Here is a 17,080-nt window from a genome sequence, read left to right as displayed (position 1 = left end):
GTTTTTTGTTTACACGCCCCCGGGTTGGGGCCCGCCGGAGAACCGGCGGGCCCTTCCGCGTGGGGCGGCCCTCAGGTGACGGACAGCGCGCCGTCCACCGCGAACACGGTGCCGTTGGCGTACGCCGCCTCCGGACGCGTCAGCTGGACGATCCACCAGGCGATGTCCTCCGGCCGGCCGACCCGGCCGGAGGGGATGCGCTCCGCCATCTGCGCCAGGAAGCCGTCGTAGGCCTCCTGCGGCATGCCGGCCCGCACGCCGACACCCGTGTCCACCACGCCGGGGGCGATGCCCACGGAGCGGATCCCGCGCGGCGCGAGCTCCACGGCCCAGGTGCGGGTCAGGAAGTCCAGCGCCACCTTCGCCATCCCGTAGACCGAGTTCTCGGGCCAGGCGCGCCGGCCCAGCGAACCCGCCGAGCCGACGTTGACGATCACGCCGCCCGAGGCCTCCAGGGCGTCCAGCGCGCGCTGGGCCAGGAAGACCGGGGCGATCAGGTTGGTGGCCAGTTGAGAACCGACGGAATTCCGGTCGAGACCGTCCAGGGCCACGAATCCGGTGACGGCCGCGTTGTTCACGAGGACGTCGATCCGGCCGAATTCCCGCAGTGCCGTCTCCACGACCAGATCCGGGGTTTTCGGATCCGATATGTCGGCGGCCAGGACGCGAATGCGGTCGCCGTATCCGTCGGCGGTCTCCTTGAGGGTTCCCTCGCTCCGTCCGACGACGAGCACGTGCGCGCCCGCGTCGGCGAAGGCGCGGGCGGTCGCCGCGCCGATTCCCGTTCCGCCGCCCGTGACGACGACGGCCTTCTCCACGGTGGATTCCTCCACGGAATGCGTCATGGGGACCTCAGAAGCACAGGGCGGTGTTGACACCGCGGATGACGGCCTGCTCGGCGTCGTGGCCGAAGTCCTTGTCGCCGATCGTGAACGACAGCTGCACGCGGGCGTTCAGGTCGCGGGTGGTGGCCGCGAGGGTGGCGTAGCCGGGGATGCCGGCGCCGTGGCCCCACAGGTCCAGGCCCTTGTCGTTCTCCAGCTTCATGATGCCGAGGCCGTAGCCGATGCCCATCGGCAGGTTCTCGATCATCTCGGGCGGCAGCGGGGTGGTCATCTCCTCGAACTCCGGCTGGTTCAGCAGCTTGCCGCCGAACAGGCCCGCGAAGAAGGTGTCCAGGTCCTTCGTGGTGGAGATGATCTCGCCGGCACAGCCCGCCTCGGACGGGTTCATCAGCGTGACGTCGACCGGCTCGCCGCCGATCTGCATGTAGCCGCGGGCGTGCGGCTCGGGGACGTTCGGGTCGTCGCCCGGCAGCACCGTCTCGGTCAGGGACAGCGGCTCCAGGACGCGCTCGGTGATCTCCTCGCGGTACGAGCGGCCGGTGACCAGCTTGATGAGCAGGCCGATGATGAAGTAGTTCGTGTTGCAGTACATGAACTTCGTGCCCGGCTCGAACTCCAGCGGCTTGGCGGCCGCGATGGCGATCAGGTCCTCGGGCTCGTAGTGCTTGTAGCGGTCGCGCAGGAAGCGGTCGCCCGGCTTCTGGAACGAGTCCATGTAGTTGTACAGGCCGCTGGTGTGCTGCATCAGGTTGCGGACGGTGATCTTGTCGCCGTACGGCAGCAGGCCCGGCAGGTAGCTCTCGACGGTCCGGTCGAGGTCGATCTTGCCCTCGGCCACGAGCTGGAGCACCACGACCGCGACGAACGGCTTGGTGATGCAGGAGATGCGGAAGCGGCCGTCCTCGGGGACCGGGCGGTCCGTGCCCAGCTCGGCGATGCCGGACGTCACGACGAAGGACTCCTCGCCCCGCGTGACCCGGAACTGGACGCCGCCGGCGCCGAGCTCGACCAGCCGGTCCGCGGCTCCCTGCACGGCCTGCTGGAGGGCCGTGACTTCCGGCCGGGCGATCGTCGTCTGGGTCATGTCGGGAAACCCCCATGGGTCGGTCGGTTCGTTCGGTCCTGTACGGGGAGACTCGCCGCCCCCGATCGCGGCACGGCCGACGGCCGGTGGAGCGGAACTAGGGCCCGCCCGGCGGATCGGGGCCGGGGCCGCGACGCCCGGCACGGCGTTCCTGGCCGGGTCCGCGGCGCTCCTCAGGCGAGGTCGTCGCGGGTCACGCGGCGGGTCGCGACGAGCAGTCCGCCGGCGTCGCGCACGAGCACGTCCTCGCAGACGCACACCCGGTGCACCCGGGAGTCCTGGCCGATCGTGGAGGCGTAGACGATGGCGTACGAGCGGACGTGCACCGTGCCGTCCTCCTGCGGGCGCACGTCGAGCATCCCCATGAAGTGGCGGTGCCGCTGCCCGGACTCCTCCAGCTGCGCGTGGCTGCGGGTGGTCGCCGCGACCAGACCGGCCCGGCCGCGCACCGGCTCCGGCAGGGTCGGCACGTCGAAGGCGGCGTCCTCGGTGAAGGTGGCGGCCCACTCCTGCGGCCGGTTCAGGTCGAGGAGCTGCATCTGGCGGGCGTAGAACTGCTGCACCTCGGCGTACAGGACGGCGCCCTCGGTCGCGGACAGGGCGGCCGTCGGGGTCTCGGCGAGGATGGTCACGGGGTCTCCGATCGTCGTGTTTCCCCCACTGTCGCCCCGCTCCATCGAGCCCTCTTCGAAGATTCCTCAAGCCCCGGCACGGACGATGGACAGGCCCCGCGAGCCGGGGGCGCACCGCCCGACCGACGAGGGGACCAGAGCCGTGCCGACCTTCGACCACCCGCACCTGCCGCTGGACGGTCTGCTGCGCCGGGCCGCCGAACGGAACCCGGACGGCCCCGCCCTGCGCGACGCGCGCGGCACGCACACCTTCGCCGAACTCGACGCCCGGGCCGACCGCATCGCCCAGTTCCTGGAGCGCTCGGTGGGCCGCAGGGGCGCCCGGATCGGCGTCGCCAACACCCTCGACGCGTCCTTCGCCGCCACCTACTACGGCACCGCCCGCAGCGGCAACACCGTCGTGCTGATCAACCCGCTGGTCAAGGAGGTCGGGCTCCTCCACGTGATGTCCGCCGCCGGCGTCGAGCTGGCCTTCGTGCCCACGCCCACCGCCGAACTCCTCGCCAAGACCGGCGACCGGCTGCCCCGGCTCGGCCTGGTCGTGGTCACCGACGCCGAGGACGGCATCGTCCCCGGCGACGCCGTGCCGCTCGGACTCGTCCTCGACGCCGTCGCCACCGCCGTGCCCGGCCCCGAGCAGGACGGGGAGCGCCGCCCCGTCGACCTGGACTCCGACGTCTGCGTCCAGTTCACCACCGGCACCACCGGCCGGCCCAAGGGCGTCCGCCTCACCCACCGCAACCTGGTCGCCAACGCCGCGCAGACCGCCGCCGCCCACCACCTCGACGCCGGTTCCGTCACCCTCAACCACCTGCCGCTCCACCACGTCATGCACCTGAACTCGGCGGTGTACGCGGGCGCGTTCCAGGTGCTGTGCGCCGACCCCGACCCGGTCGCCTCGCTCGCCCTCGCCGAGCGCACCGGCGCCACCCACTACTACGGCCTGCCCGCCCGCCTGCACGCCCTGGCCGCCGACGCGCGGCTGCGCGCCCCGGGCCTGCCCGGCGTGCCCGCCCACCCCCGGCTGACCGCCGTCCTGTCCGGCGGCACCGCGCTCGACCCGAACGCCGCCCGGGTGCTGCGCGAACGCCTCGGCGTCCCCGTGGTCCAGGGCTACGGCATGGCCGAACTGTCCCCGCTCACCCACTCCCAGGACCCCCGCGACCCCCGGCCCGGCTCCGTCGGCGCCCCCGTGCCCGGCACCGAGTGCCGGATCGTGGACCCGGAGACCCGGGCCCCGCTGCCCGCCGGCGCCGTCGGCGAGGTCCAGGTCCGCGGCCCCCAGCTGATGGCCGGCTACCTGGGCGAGAGCCGCCACCCGGCCGGCGCCGACGGCTGGTTCCCCACCGCCGACGTCGGCCGCCTCGACGAGGACGGCGTCCTCTTCCTCGTCGACCGGCTCGGCGACGTCTTCAAGTACGACAACGAACTCGTCTCGCCCACCCTCGTCGAGGGCGTCCTCGGCGCCGACCCGCGCGTGGCCGAGTGCGTCGTGGTCGGCCGGCCCGACCCCGTGCACGGCGCGACCACCTGGGCGGGCGTCGTGCTCCGCGACACCGGGGACGCCGACCCCGCCGAGGTCCTCGCCGACGTCGTCGGGCGCGCCAACGGGCTCCTCTCCGACTTCGAGCGGATCCGCCACGCCGAACTCCTGGACGCCGTCCCCCGCACCCCCGTCGGCAAGCCGGCCCGCGGGGCCCTGCGCCAGAGCGTCCGCACCCGCGCCGCCGCCGTCGCCCCCTCCTCCTCTTCCGACCCCTCTTCCCCGGGAGCAGCCACCATGGTGACCTTCGTCAACAAGCTCAGCGTCCACGGCGACCTCACCGAGTTCCTCGCCGCCAAGAGCCGCGTCACGGCGTACCTGAGCACCCAGCCCGGCTACATCAGCCACCAGACCCTGCGGATGGTCGGCGCCCCGAACGTCTACGTCGAGCTCGCCGTCTGGGAGGACGCCGCCGCCCACCGCGCCGCCGTCACCGGCGAGGGCTTCCAGCGGCTCGTCGAGGGTCTCGCCGCGCTCGCCACGCCCGAGCCCGGCCTGTACGAGACGGTCGCCGACGAGGCGGAGGGAACCGGCGGGGCCGGCGAGCCCGTCGCCGCGTCCGCCGCCTGACGGACCGCCTCCACCCGCCTTCCGCCGGATCTCGAGCGGCGCGGGGAATGGTCGGTACAACAACCCAGCCCTGGAGGAGAGACGATGACGGCACCGACGAAGCCGGTGGCGCTGATCACCGGTGCGACCAGCGGCATCGGCCTGGCCGTGGCCCGGGACCTCGGTCGCCGCGGCCACCGCGTGTTCATCTGCGCGCGCACCCCCGAGAGGGTCGCCGAGACGGTGGCCGAGCTGCGCGCCGAGGGCATCGAGGCCGACGGCCGGGCGGCCGACGTCCGCGACCGCGAGTCGGTGGCCGCCCTGGTCGCCGAGGCCGTGGCCGCCTTCGGCCCGATCTCCGTCCTGGTGAACAACGCCGGCCGCAGCGGCGGCGGCGTCACCGCCGACATCGACGACGACACCTGGTACGACGTCATCGCCACCAACCTCAACAGCGTCTTCCTGCTGACCCGCGAGGTCCTCAAGAAGGGCGGCCTGGAGGGCGCCGGCTACGGGCGCATCATCAACATAGCCTCCACCGCCGGCAAGCAGGGCGTCGTCCTCGGCGCCCCGTACTCCGCCTCCAAGCACGGGGTCGTCGGCTTCACCAAGGCGCTCGGCAACGAGCTCGCCCCCACCGGCATCACCGTGAACGCGGTCTGCCCCGGCTACGTCGAGACCCCGATGGCCCAGCGCGTGCGCGCCGGCTACGCCGCGGCCTACGACACCACCGAGGAGGCGGTGATGCAGAAGTTCACCGCCAAGATCCCCCTCGGCCGGTACGCGACGCCGGAAGAGGTCGCCGGCCTCGTCGGCTACCTGACCACCGAGCACGCCGCGTCCATCACGTCCCAGGCGCTCAACGTCTGCGGCGGACTCGGCAACTTCTGATCCGCGACCGCGCCCCACGAGGAAGAAGAGAGACACACCGATGGCGAACGAGCGCGTGCACCGCACGGTGCACGAGACGGAGATCGACGCCCCGGCGGAGGCGGTGTACGAACTCGTCGCGGACACCTCCCGATGGCCGCTGTACTTCCCGCCCAACGTCCACGTCGAGCAGCTGGAGCGCACGGGCGACACCGAGCGGCTGCGCATGTGGGCCACCGCGGGCGGGCGGGTCAAGTCCTGGACCTCGCGCCGCGTCCTCGACCCGGCCGCTCTCCGCGTCGACTTCCGCCAGGAGGTGTCGGCGGCCCCCGTGGAGAGCATGGGCGGGAGCTGGATCGCCGAGGACCTCGGCGGCGGGCGCTCCCGGCTCACCCTGCTCCACGACTTCACCGTCGTCGGCGACCGCGCCGAGGACGTCGAGTGGGTCGAGCGGGTCACCGACGCCAACAGCCGCGCCGAGCTGGAGAACCTGCGCACCCTGGCCGCCCGCCGGCACGCCCTGCCCGAGCTCGTCCTCGACTTCGAGGACTCCGTCCACGTCGACGGACCGGCCGAGGCGGTCTACGCGTTCCTCCACCACGTCGAGGACTGGCCCGAGCGGGTCGCGCACGTCGACCGCCTCGACCTGACCGAGGACGGCACGGGCGTCCAGGTCATGGCCATGGACACCCGTACCGCCGACGGCTCGGTGCACACCACCGAGTCCGTCCGCGTCTGCTTCCCCGACGACCTGCGGATCGTCTACAAGCAGACCGCGACCCCCGCCCTGATGTCCGCCCACACGGGCCGCTGGGCCGTGGTGCCCGCCGAGGGCGGCGGCGTCACGGCGACCTCGCAGCACAGCGTGGTCTTGCGGGCGGAGGCCGTGGAGAAGATCCTCGGCGAGGGCGCCGACGTGGCGCGGGCCCGCACCTACGTCAGGGAGGCACTCGGTCGCAACAGCACCGCAACGCTCAACCTCGCCAAGCAGTTCGCGGAGAGTCCGGTCCCCGCTCTCTGACCCCGCACCACCAGGAGTACGCATATGCGCATGTCCTCGCCCACGGCATCACGGGCGCATTCCCAGCTCACGCTGGAGGAGGTCACCAAGCGGTACGACGAGCACGTCGTGCTCGACCGGGTGTCCCTCACCGTCAAGCCGGGTGAGAAGGCCGGAGTCATCGGCGACAACGGCTCCGGCAAGTCCACCCTGCTCCGGCTGATCGCCGGGGTCGAGGCCGCGGACAACGGCGAGGTGACCGTCACCGCCCCCGGCGGCGTCGGCTACCTGCCGCAGCGCCTCGACATGCCGGCCGGAGCCACCGTCAGAGACGTCCTGGACCGCGCCTTCGCGGACCTGCGCGCCCTGGAGAAGCGGCTCCACGAGGTCGAGGACGCGCTGGTGGACGACGACCCCCGGCTCCTCGCCGAGTACGGGGACCTGCTCGCGGAGTTCGAGGACCGCGGCGGCTACGAGGCCGACGCCCGGGCGGACGCGGCCCTGCACGGCCTCGGCCTGCCCGGCCTCGACCGGGACCGCCCGGTCGACACCCTCTCCGGCGGCGAGCGCTCCCGGCTGGCCCTGGCCGCCACCCTGGCCGCCGCCCCGGAGCTGCTGCTCCTCGACGAGCCCACCAACGACCTGGACGACCAGGCCGTGGACTGGCTGGAGAAGCGGCTCCAGGACCACCGGGGCACCGTCGTCGTCATCACCCACGACCGCGCCTTCCTGGAGGCCGTCACCTCCGCGATCCTGGAGGTCGACCCCGACCGGAAGACGGTCAACCGGTACGGCAACGGCTACCAGGGCTACCTCACGGCCAAGGCCGCCGCCCGCGCCCGCTGGGAGCGGGAGTACGAGGAGCACCTCGCCGAGATCGAGCGGCAGGAGACCCGGGCCGCCAACGCGGGCCGGATGCTGGCCACCATCGCCAAGAAGGGCCCCTGGGCCTTCAGCGGCTCCGAGCACCACCGGGCCAGGTCCTCCTCGTCCTCGACCTCCAGCAAGGCCCGCAACGCCAACGAGCGGCTGAACCGGCTCCACGCCGACCCGGTGCCGAAGCCGCCCGAGCCGCTGCGCTTCACCGCCGACATCGCGGCCGGCGACGGCACCGCCGGGGCCGACGGGGCCGTGGAGACCGCCAAGGCGCCCGAGGGCCCGCTCACCGAGGTCTCCGGGCTGCGCGTCGACGGCCGGCTCGCCCTCGACTCGCTGTCCCTCGCCCACGGCGAGCGGCTGCTGATCACCGGCCCCAACGGCGCGGGCAAGAGCACCCTGCTCCGGGTGCTCGCCGGCGACCTGGAGCCCGACGCGGGCACCGTGCGCAGGGCCGGGCGGATCGGCTGGCTGCGCCAGGACGAACTGCCCAAGCACCCCCGGCGCTCGGTGCTCGCGGAGTTCGCCGAGGGCCGCCCCGGCCACGCCGACGAGTACGCCGAACAGCTCCTGTCCCTGGGCCTGTTCCGGGAGTCCGAGCTCGAACTGCCCGTCGGCTCCCTGTCCGTGGGCCAGCGCCGCCGCATCGACCTGGCGCGCCTGGTCACCCGGCCCGTGGACCTGCTCCTCCTCGACGAGCCCACCAACCACCTGTCCCCGCTGCTCGTCGAGGAGCTGGAACAGGCCCTGGCGGACTACACGGGGGCCGTGGTGACCGTCACGCACGACCGGCGGATGCGCAGGGCCTTCCGCGGCTCGCACCTCGAACTGAGCGGGGGAGCCGCCGTCACCGCCTGACCCGGACCGCCGCCGCGCGGATCCCGTCCAGCAGCCCGGCCTGCCGCAGCGACTCCCCGTCGAGGAGCGGCAGGCCGGGCCGCCGCGCGTCCGGGGCGCGCACGGCCCCGGCGAAGAACCGCAGCACGGCCTCGAAGTGGTCCTCGGCGGGCACCCGGATCTCGGTGTGCCCGGTGCCGGTGGCCAGCCGGAGCACCGGCTCGTGGTCGGGCGCCGTCGTGTACACGTGGTCCACGGACAGGGTGCCGGCGCTGCCCTGGATCTCGTACCAGGACCGGTAGTGGTGCTCCATGCCGAACCGGATCTGCGCCACCGCGCCCCCGGGGGCGGCGAGCAGCGCGGCCCCGGACACGTCCACGCCGTGCTCCTCGTCCACGCGCAGCACCGCCCCGGCCACGGTCAGGTCGCGGCCGAGGAACCGCAGGGCGGCCCGCAGCGGGTAGACCCCGCTGTCGAGCAGGGCCCCGCCGCCGGTCCCGGGGTCGTAGCGGGTGTCGCCCGGCGGGCGCGGCGGGATGGTGAACGCGGCGGAGACCGCGCGGACCTCGCCGAGGACCCCGTCCGCGAGGAGGCCCTCGACCCGCCGCTGGGTGCCGTGGTGGAGGAACATGAAGTTCTCCAGGAGCACCAGGCCGCGCTCCCGCGCCAGCCCGTACAGGGCCTCGGCGTCCGCGCCGCGGGTCGCGAGCGGCTTCTCCACCAGGACGTGCTTGCCGGCCCGCAGGGCCCGTTCGGCCCAGGCGGCGTGGTGCATGGTGGGCAGGCAGAGGTAGACGGCCTCCACGTCGGCCCGCCCGAGCAGCTCCTCGTACGAGGGCGCGGGGACGCCTCCGAACCGGTCCGCGAACGCCGCGGCCCGCGCGGGGTCCCGCGCGGCCGTGGCGGCCAGTTCGAGGCCGGGGGTGCGCAGCAGCGCGGGCAGGGTGCGGCGGGCGGCGATGTCGCCGCAGCCGAGGAGACCCAGGCGCAGGGGAGCGGGCATGACGTCCTCGGAGCAGGGGGAGGAGGGGGAGGGGGAGGGGCGGCGGTCGGTGCGGGGCGTGGGCAGGGCCGGGAGGGGCGGCGGTCGGTGCTCAGTACAGGGTGTGGGCGCAGACGACGAGCGTGCGCAGTTCGACGTTGAGGTAGTTGCCGTGCGCCATCAGCTCGGTGAGCTGGGCGAAGGTCAGCCAGGCGTAGTCCCCGGGCACGTCCTCGCGGAACTCCCCGGGCACCTCGACGATCGCGTACCGGTTCTCCGCGTGGTAGAAGCGGCCGCCCTCCTCGGACTGCACCGCGTCGTAGCGGAACCGCTCCTTCGGGGCGGTGAGGACGTCGGCGAGGAAGGGCGGGTACGGGTCGGTCCCCGGGCCCGTGTGGTCGGCCGGCCGGCAGTGCACGGTCGGCGCCAGCTCGGCCACGTTCAGGTGCCCGACGTCGACCCGGGCCTGCACCAGGGCGTGCAGGACGCCGCCGATCCGCTTGACGACCAGGGCCATCAGGCCCGGTACCTGGGGCTGGATCAGGGGCTGGGTCCAGGAGGCGACCTCGCGGTTGCTGGCCGAGACGTCGGCCCCGATCACCCGGAACCGGCGTCCGCCGGAGTGCGCGATCTCCTCGTCCGTGAACGTCCAGCCGTCCTCGGCGACCTCGGCGAGCGGCACCCGGCGCTGGACCAGCTCGCGCAGGGCCCGGATGCCGGTGAGCCAGCTCAGCACCTCGGACGTGTCGTGCACCGAGGGCGCCGACGCGTCGTGGAAGGAGCGCAGGACCGGGTCGGAGGCCGTGCCGTCCGGTGCGGCGCCCGCCGTGGGCAGGCAGGCCAGGATGGAGCGGGTGTCCATGTTGACCACGTTGTCCAGCCGCAGCAGCCGCAGCAGCTGACCGAAGGTCAGCCAGCGGAAGGTGTCGCCGGTCTCCCCGACGTCGGTGTCCCCGTCGACCTCGACGATCATGTTGCGGTTGCGCTTGGCGAGGAACCAGTCGGCCTGCTCGGACTGGAGGACGTCCACGAGGACCCGCGCCCGGCCGCGCTCCAGGAACAGGTCGAGGAACGGGATGCCGCGCCCCTGGTGGACGCCCGTGAAGTTGCTGCGGGTGGCCTGCACGGTGGGGGAGAGCTGGAGGGTGTTGATGTTGCCCGGCTCCATCTTGGCCTGCATCAGGAAGTGCAGGACGCCGTCGATCTCCTTGGCGACGATGCCGAGCAGGCCGACCTCCGGCTGCACGATGATCGGCTGCTTCCAGCCCCGCTCCGGCAGCCCGTCCGCGGTGACGTGCAGGCCCTCCACGGCGAAGAAGCGGCCCGACTCGTGGCGCAGGTCGCCGTCGCCGTCGAAGGACCAGCCGCGCAGCGCGGCGAACGGCACCCGGGTGACCCGGAAGTCGCCCGCGCGGGTCCGCTCGGCCAGCCAGCCCGGCACCCGGTCCACGGGCATGGCCGCGCTGTCGGGGGTGCGGGCCGACACCAGCAGGCGGCGCGCGGTGTCCGCACGGTCTGCGGCCCGGGCCAGGGTGTCAGCGGACATGGTCCAGCGCCTCCTCGATGATGTGGCGGACGTTCTCCGGGCGCTCGTCGAGGAAGAAGTGCCCGCCCGGGAGCACGTGCAGCTCCACCGGCCCCCCGGCCACCTCGGACCAGCGCCGCGCGTCGTCGACGGACACGTTGGGGTCGGAGTCCCCGGTGAGCACCGTCAGCGGCACGGACAGCGGCGTTCCGACGAGGTGCCGGTAGGAGCCCGCCATCCCGTAGTCGTTGCGGAGCGCCGGCAGCACCATCCGCAGCAGCTCCTCGTCCCGCAGCAGCTCCGGGTCGGTGCCCTGGAGCGCGGCGATCCGGGCGATCAGGGCCCGGTCGTCGAGGAGGTGGGCGGTGTCCGTGCGCGGCACGGTGGGCGCCCGGCGGCCCGAGACGAACAGGTGCACGGGCTTCTCGCCGAGTGCGGTCAGCCGGCGCGCGGTCTCGTACGCGAGGGTGCCGCCCAGGCTGTGCCCGAACAGGGCGAACGGGCCGCCGGTCCACTCGCGCAGCTCCGGCAGCACCGCCTCGACCAGGGCGTCGACGGTCTTCACGAAGGGCTCCCCGCGCCGGTCCTGGCGGCCCGGGTACTGCACGGCGAGCACCTCGACGCCGGCGTCGGCGAGACCGGCGGCGAGGCCCAGGTAGGCGGTGGCCGAGCCGCCGGCGTGCGGGAAGCACACCAGCCGGACGGCCGGGTCGGCGAGGGGCCGGTAGCGGCGCAGCCACACGCCGGACGGGGAGGACGGGGAGGCGGCGCCCCGGGTGGCGGGAACGGTCACGACCGGATCAGCTCCCCGCCCGCGGGTGCGTACCGGGGCAGCCGGCCGGAGGCCACCACCTCGGCGAGGGAGGGCGCCGCCGCGTCCTTCGCGGAGCGCACGGGCGGTTCCGCGAGGCCCCACGGCAGGCCGAGCTCGGGGTCGAGCGCGTCCAGGTCGACCATCGCCCCGGGCACGTACTCGGCGGACAGCAGGTAGTTGACGCAGGTGCCGTCCTCCAGGGAGAGGAAGGCGTGGCCGATGCCGCCGGACATGAAGAGGGCGACGCCGTCCTCGGCGTCCAGCCGGTTCACGGCGTGCCGGCCGAAGGTCGGCGACCCCTCGCGGAGGTCGACCATCACGTCGAGGATCGAGCCCCGCACGCAGGTCACCAGCTTCCCGGCGCCGGCGGGCACGTCGTTGCAGTGGATCCCGCGCAGGACGCCGCGCCGCGAGACGGAGTTGTTGACCTGGCGGACCTCGAAGGGCAGCCCGGTCGCCGCCGTCAGCTCGCCGGGCCTGGCGGCCTCGTAGAAGTGGCCGCGCTCGTCCTCGAACCGCTCCGGGAGCAGCCGGTACGTGCCGGGGATGCCGGTCTCGTCAATGCGCACGGGCACCTGCCGACCGCTCCGCGCCCCGCCCGGCGGCGGTCGCGCCCGGGAGCGCGGCGCGCTCCTTCAGCGGCTCCCACCACGCGCGGTTCTCCCGGTACCAGGCCACCGTGGCCGCCAGGCCCTCGGCGAAGGGCACCCGGGGCGCGTAGCCCAGCTCGCGGGAGATCTTGGAGATGTCCACCGAGTAGCGGCGGTCGTGCGCGGCGCGGTCCGCGACCCGCCGCACCGCCGACCGGTCCCGGCCGCACAGGCCGAGGAGCCGTTCCGCCAGCTCCAGGTTGGTCAGCTCCGTGCCGCCGCCGATGTTGTAGACCTCGCCGGCCCGGCCCTTCGCGGCGACCAGGGCGATGCCCCGGCAGTGGTCGTCGACGTGCAGCCAGTCGCGGCTGTTGAGGCCGTCGCCGTACAGCGGCACGTCGAGCCCGTCGACCAGGCGGGTGGTGAACAGCGGGATCGCCTTCTCCGGGAACTGGTACGGCCCGTAGTTGTTGGAGCAGCGCGTCACGCACACCTCCAGGCCGTGGGTGCGGTGGAAGGCCAGCGCCATCAGGTCCGAGGAGGCCTTGGAGGCCGCGTACGGCGAGTTGGGCAGCAGCGGGTGCTCCTCCGGCCACGAGCCCGAGTCGATCGACCCGTACACCTCGTCCGTGGAGACGTGCACGAACCGTTCGACGCCCGCGTCGACGGCCGCCTGGAGCAGGGTCTGGGTGCCGAGGACGTTGGTGCGCACGAACTCCGAGGCGTCGGCGATCGAGCGGTCCACGTGCGACTCGGCCGCGAAGTGCACCACCAGGCCGGTGCCCGCCATCAGCCGCCGGACCAGCTCCGCGTCGCAGATGTCGCCGTGGACGAACTCCAGGCCCGGGTGGTCGCGGACCGGGTCGAGGTTGGCGGGGTTCCCCGCGTAGGTGAGGGCGTCCAGGACCACCACCCGCGACCCGTCGAGGTCCGGATAGGCCCCGGACAGCAGTTCTCTGACGAAGTGCGAGCCGATGAAGCCCGCACCTCCGGTCACCAGGACGCGCATCTCCAACAGGCCTTTCCGGGGAAGGGGGCGGGACGGTGGGTTCGGTGGGCGGTCAGGCGGCCGAGGAGTCGGCGGCCGGTCCCTCCGCGGCGGTCCGGCGGGCGATCTCCCGCACGTAGTCGCCGTAGCTGGAGGCCCCCAGGTCGCTGCCGAGGGCGAAGCACTGCTCCGGGCCGATGAAGCCCATCCGCAGGGCGATCTCCTCCACGCAGGCGATCCGCTCGCCCTGGCGCTGTTCGAGCAGCTGCACGTACTGCCCGGCCTGCAGGAGCGAGTCGTGGGTCCCCATGTCCAGCCAGGCGAACCCGCGGCCCAGCGTGTTCAGCCGGGCCCGGCCCTGGGCCAGGTACGCGCGGTTGACGTCGGTGATCTCCAGCTCGCCGCGCGCCGACGGCGTCAGCCCGCGGGCGATGTCCACCACGTCGTTGTCGTACAGGTACAGGCCGGTGATCGCCAGGTTGGAGCGCGGCTTGACCGGCTTCTCCACCAGGGAGAGCAGGGCGCCGTCGGAGTCGATCTCGCCGACCCCGTACCGCTGCGGGTCCTTCACCGGGTAGCCGAACAGCTCGCAGCCGTCCAGGCGGGCCGCGGCCTGCGCGATCATCTGCGAGAAGCCTGGCCCGTGGAAGACGTTGTCCCCGAGGATCAGTGCCACGCGGCTGTCACCGATGTGCTCCTCGCCGATGAGGAAGGCCTCCGCGATGCCGTGCGGCTCCTCCTGCTGCGCGTAGCTCAGCCGGATGCCGAGCTGCCCGCCGTCGCCGAGCAGCGCGCGGAACATCTCCAGGTGGTCCTTGGCGGAGATGATCTGGATGTCGCGGATGCCCGCCAGCATCAGCACCGACAGCGGGTAGTAGATCATCGGCTTGTCGTACACCGGCAGGAGCTGCTTGGACAGCGCGCCGGTCAGCGGACGCAGCCGGGTGCCGCTGCCGCCGGCCAGGATGATGCCCTTCATCGGACGGCGGGTGGCGGGATCGCCGAGCGCCGAGAGGGTCGGGGCCTTCGGGACGTCAGACATGGCTGTTCTCCGTGGCGTGACGGACCGCCTCGACGACGGTCTCCGCGTCCCGCGCGGTCAGCTGCGGGCCCATGGGCAGGCTCAGCACCTCCGCCGCCAGCCGCTCGGAGCGGGGCAGCGGCGGGTACGCGGCGTCCGCGTAGGCGCCGGACCGGTGGACGGCGATCGGGTAGTGGACCAGGCTCTCCACCCCGGCCTCGGCCAGGGACCTCCGCAGCTCCTCGCGGTGCGCGGTGCGCAGCACGTACTGGTGCCAGACCGGCTCGGCCCAGGACCGGACGGCCGGGACGGCCACCCCCGGCAGGCCGGAGAGTCCTTCGGCGTAGCGCGCGGCGACCGCGTCCCGGCGCGCGTTCCACGCGTCGAGGTACGGCAGCTTCGCCCGCAGCGCCGCCGCCTGCACCTCGTCGAGCCGCGAGTTGGTGCCGCGCGCCTCGTGCTCGTACTTCACGCGCGAGCCGTAGTTGCGCAGCAGCCGGATCCGCCCGGCCAGCTCCGGGTCGGAGGTGACCACGGCGCCGCCGTCGCCCAGCGCGCCCAGGTTCTTGCCCGGGTAGAAGCTGAACGCCGCCGCGTACCGCGAGCCGATCCGCCGGCCCTTGTAGCGGGCCCCGTGCGCCTGCGCCGCGTCCTCCACGACCGGGATGCCCCGGGGCGCGGTGACGGCCTCGACCGCGTCGAGGTCCACCGGGTGCCCGTAGGTGTGCACCGGCATGACCGCCCTGGTCCGCGGGGTGATCGCGGCCGCGAGACGGCCGGGGTCGATCAGGTACGAGCCGGCCTCCGGCTCCACCGGGACCGGCCGGGCCCCCGTCGCCGACACCGCGAGCCAGGTCGCGACGTACGTGTGCCCGGGGACGACCACCTCGTCGCCCTCGCCGACGCCCAGCGCCCGCAGCGTCAGCTCCAGGGCGTCCAGGCCGCTGCCGACGCCCACGCAGTGCGCGTTCTCGCAGTACCGGGCGTACTCCTCCTCGAACGCCTCCAGCTCGGGACCGAGCAGGTAGCGCCCGGAGCGCGACACCCGCAGCAGGGCGGCGTCGATCTCGGCCTGCACGCCGTCGAGGGCGTGCAGGTCCCGCAGGTCGTGGAAGGCGACGCGCGCCGCGCGCTCCGGCGCCGGGGCCGTCACGCCCCCCTCCGCGCGTCCCGCAGGAACTCGTCGTAGTCGCGGTAGTAGTCCGACTCGTCGTAGTGCAGCGAGGCCAGGACCACGCTGACCGCGTCCTGTGAGAAGTCGCTCAGGTTCCGCCACACCATCGGCCCGATGTACAGGCCGCGGCCGGCGTCGTCGAGACGGTACTCCGCCTGGTTGACCCCGTCGTCCACGGTGATCGTGAAACTGCCGTGGACGGCGATGACGAGCTGCTCCAGCGCCCGGTGCGCGTGCCCGCCGCGCGACGAGCCGGTGTCCAGGTCGTGCAGGTAGTACACCCGCTGGATCGGGAAGCCCGCCGTCCACTCGGACTCGACGACGGACAGGTTGCCCCGTGCGTCGTTGTGCTGCTCCAACTCGATGAGGGCGCAGGGCTTGACCCTGCCCACCTCCGGTTCTGTGGTGATGCCCACCGACATGCGATCGCGCTCCCTGGTTGCCCTGTCCGGCCGGTGTCTCGGGCGCGGCTGGATCAGCCGCGGACGACGGAGACGGGGAGGTGACGGGCGGTCAGCTGATCCGCCTCGTAGAACTCCGCCCGGTCGAGGTGGACCTCGAACGACGCGAAGGCGTCGAAGGCCAGGTCGAGGAAGACCTTCGCCTCCATGCGGGCCAGGAAGGCGCCGAGGCAGTGGTGGATGCCGTGGCCGAAGGCCATGTGCTTGTTCGCGGTCCGGCGGACGTCGAAGACGTCCGGGTCCGGGAACTGCCCGGCGTCGCGGTTGGCCGAGGCGCTCCACGCCGTGACCATCTGGCCGGCCTTCATCGGGACGCCGAGGATGTCGGTGTCCTCCTTCAGCAGCCGGAAGATGTTGTTGAAGGGGCTGCGGTAGCGCAGCGTCTCCTCCACCGCGCCCGGGATCAGCGAGCGGTCGGCCCGCAGCTCCGCCTGCGCCCCCGGGTGCTGGTCAAGCACGATGAACAGGTTGCTCAGCAGCGTCGCGCTGGAGATGTGGCCCGCCGTGAGCAGCAGCGCCACGATGTTGACGATCTCCTCGTCGGTGAGGCGGCGGCCGTCGACCTCGGACTCGATGAGCCCGCTCATCAGGTCGTCGGACGGCTCGGCCCGCTTCTCGGCGATCTTCGCGTACAGGTACGCGGCCCACTCCTTGATGGCGGGGCCCATCGTCTCCGCGAAGTCGTCCGGGAGGTTCGGGTACTCCATGCCCTCGTTGTTGAGGATGACGTCGACCCACTCGCGGAACAGGTCCTGGTCCGAGGCCGGGACGCCCAGCAGCTCGGCGATCACCGTCACCGGCAGCGGGTACGCCAGGTCCGTCACCGCGTCGATCTCGGTGCGGTCGCCGAGGTCGTCGAGGAGCTTGCGGGTGATCTCCGCGATGCGCGGCTCCAGCGCGGCCATCCGGCGCGGCGTGAACGCCTGGCTGACCAGCTTGCGCAGCGGGCCGTGCTTCGGCGGGTCGATGCCGCCGAAGGTCCCCGGGCCCATCAGCAGCGCCAGCTCCTCCGGCACCGGGAAGACCGGCGAGAAGTCCGAGGAGAAGATCTGCGGGTTGGTGGAGACGGTGTTGTAGTCCTCGTACGAGAACACCTGCCACGCGAAGCGCGTCGAGTCCCAGAAGACGGGGGCCTCGGCGCGGCAGCGCGCGAACCACGCGAGCAGCCCCTCGGCGTCGGCCCCGGCCGGCTGCGCCAGCGGGTGCGGCGCCTCCTCGGTCTCCGGGGTGTCCACGGTCACGGCGTCCGCTGCCACGGTCTCCGTGGCCTCGGCGATCTGTGTCGTCAT

General features: G+C 73.3%; 16 protein-coding genes. 4 read left to right on the top strand and 12 right to left on the bottom strand.

The features are described from left to right. Positions 1-71: 71 nt before the first annotated feature. The 3 genes from ACWGSR_RS33955 to ACWGSR_RS33945 form a co-directional block, all read right to left on the bottom strand. Positions 72-845: an SDR family NAD(P)-dependent oxidoreductase gene (locus ACWGSR_RS33955; RefSeq protein WP_453572539.1), complete on the bottom strand. Its 774-nt coding sequence runs from the start codon at positions 843-845 to the stop codon at positions 72-74. Between the two features lie 7 nt (positions 846-852). Then, complete coding sequence (locus tag ACWGSR_RS33950; protein WP_376244498.1) at positions 853-1,929, bottom strand: serine hydrolase domain-containing protein; 1,077 nt, start codon at positions 1,927-1,929, stop codon at positions 853-855. Positions 1,930-2,102: 173 nt separating this feature from the next. Next, on the bottom strand, positions 2,103-2,561 hold the full coding sequence (locus tag ACWGSR_RS33945) for an aromatic-ring-hydroxylating dioxygenase subunit beta (protein ID WP_376244495.1): 459 nt from the start codon (positions 2,559-2,561) through the stop codon (positions 2,103-2,105). A 142-nt stretch (positions 2,562-2,703) separates the two neighbouring features. Here ACWGSR_RS33945 and ACWGSR_RS33940 point away from each other — a divergent pair, with 142 nt between their 5' ends. From ACWGSR_RS33940 to abc-f, 4 genes are all read left to right on the top strand, one after another. Further along, positions 2,704-4,674: an AMP-binding protein gene (locus ACWGSR_RS33940; RefSeq protein ID WP_453572535.1), complete on the top strand. Its 1,971-nt coding sequence runs from the start codon at positions 2,704-2,706 to the stop codon at positions 4,672-4,674. A gap of 84 nt (positions 4,675-4,758) precedes the next feature. Further along, on the top strand, positions 4,759-5,544 hold the full coding sequence (gene fabG / locus ACWGSR_RS33935; RefSeq protein WP_376244489.1) for a 3-oxoacyl-ACP reductase FabG: 786 nt from the start codon (positions 4,759-4,761) through the stop codon (positions 5,542-5,544). A gap of 40 nt (positions 5,545-5,584) precedes the next feature. Next, positions 5,585-6,544 (top strand): aromatase/cyclase, encoded by a 960-nt coding sequence (locus ACWGSR_RS33930; protein ID WP_453572532.1) that lies wholly within the window; start codon positions 5,585-5,587, stop codon positions 6,542-6,544. Positions 6,545-6,574: 30 nt separating this feature from the next. Continuing rightward, the gene (gene abc-f / locus ACWGSR_RS33925) at positions 6,575-8,257 is read left to right on the top strand and encodes a ribosomal protection-like ABC-F family protein (protein ID WP_376244483.1); all 1,683 of its coding nucleotides are present in this window, start codon (positions 6,575-6,577) and stop codon (positions 8,255-8,257) included. Here the strand turns inward: abc-f and ACWGSR_RS33920 are convergent. From ACWGSR_RS33920 to ACWGSR_RS33880, 9 genes are all read right to left on the bottom strand, one after another. Continuing rightward, positions 8,247-9,239: a Gfo/Idh/MocA family protein gene (locus ACWGSR_RS33920; protein WP_376244480.1), complete on the bottom strand. Its 993-nt coding sequence runs from the start codon at positions 9,237-9,239 to the stop codon at positions 8,247-8,249. The two genes, abc-f and ACWGSR_RS33920, sit on opposite strands and share 11 nt — an antisense overlap. A gap of 91 nt (positions 9,240-9,330) precedes the next feature. Next, the gene (locus ACWGSR_RS33915) at positions 9,331-10,764 is read right to left on the bottom strand and encodes an NDP-hexose 2,3-dehydratase family protein (protein WP_376244477.1); all 1,434 of its coding nucleotides are present in this window, start codon (positions 10,762-10,764) and stop codon (positions 9,331-9,333) included. Then, positions 10,754-11,536: a thioesterase II family protein gene (locus ACWGSR_RS33910; protein ID WP_453572528.1), complete on the bottom strand. Its 783-nt coding sequence runs from the start codon at positions 11,534-11,536 to the stop codon at positions 10,754-10,756. Before ACWGSR_RS33910 ends, ACWGSR_RS33915 begins: the two co-directional genes overlap by 11 nt. Continuing rightward, the gene (locus ACWGSR_RS33905; protein WP_453572525.1) at positions 11,533-12,132 is read right to left on the bottom strand and encodes a dTDP-4-dehydrorhamnose 3,5-epimerase family protein; all 600 of its coding nucleotides are present in this window, start codon (positions 12,130-12,132) and stop codon (positions 11,533-11,535) included. The genes ACWGSR_RS33910 and ACWGSR_RS33905 overlap by 4 nt, the downstream gene beginning before the upstream one ends. Next, complete coding sequence (rfbB, locus tag ACWGSR_RS33900) at positions 12,116-13,156, bottom strand: dTDP-glucose 4,6-dehydratase (RefSeq protein ID WP_453572542.1); 1,041 nt, start codon at positions 13,154-13,156, stop codon at positions 12,116-12,118. The genes ACWGSR_RS33905 and rfbB overlap by 17 nt, the downstream gene beginning before the upstream one ends. Positions 13,157-13,208: 52 nt before the next feature. Further along, positions 13,209-14,114 carry a glucose-1-phosphate thymidylyltransferase RfbA gene (rfbA, locus tag ACWGSR_RS33895; RefSeq protein WP_366379228.1) on the bottom strand — a complete coding sequence of 302 codons (906 nt, stop codon included), beginning with the start codon at positions 14,112-14,114 and terminating at the stop codon, positions 13,209-13,211. 55 nt (positions 14,115-14,169) lie between these two features. Continuing rightward, positions 14,170-15,309, bottom strand: a complete 1,140-nt coding sequence (locus tag ACWGSR_RS33890) for a DegT/DnrJ/EryC1/StrS family aminotransferase (protein ID WP_453572522.1) — start codon at positions 15,307-15,309, stop codon at positions 14,170-14,172. Next, positions 15,306-15,752, bottom strand: a complete 447-nt coding sequence (locus ACWGSR_RS33885) for a sugar 3,4-ketoisomerase (RefSeq protein ID WP_376244465.1) — start codon at positions 15,750-15,752, stop codon at positions 15,306-15,308. Before ACWGSR_RS33885 ends, ACWGSR_RS33890 begins: the two co-directional genes overlap by 4 nt. A gap of 53 nt (positions 15,753-15,805) precedes the next feature. Further along, the gene (locus ACWGSR_RS33880; RefSeq protein ID WP_376244462.1) at positions 15,806-17,080 is read right to left on the bottom strand and encodes a cytochrome P450; all 1,275 of its coding nucleotides are present in this window, start codon (positions 17,078-17,080) and stop codon (positions 15,806-15,808) included.

This window comes from Streptomyces sp. NPDC055632, from assembly GCF_053618675.1.
This window is presented reverse-complemented; position numbering and strand designations above follow the sequence as displayed.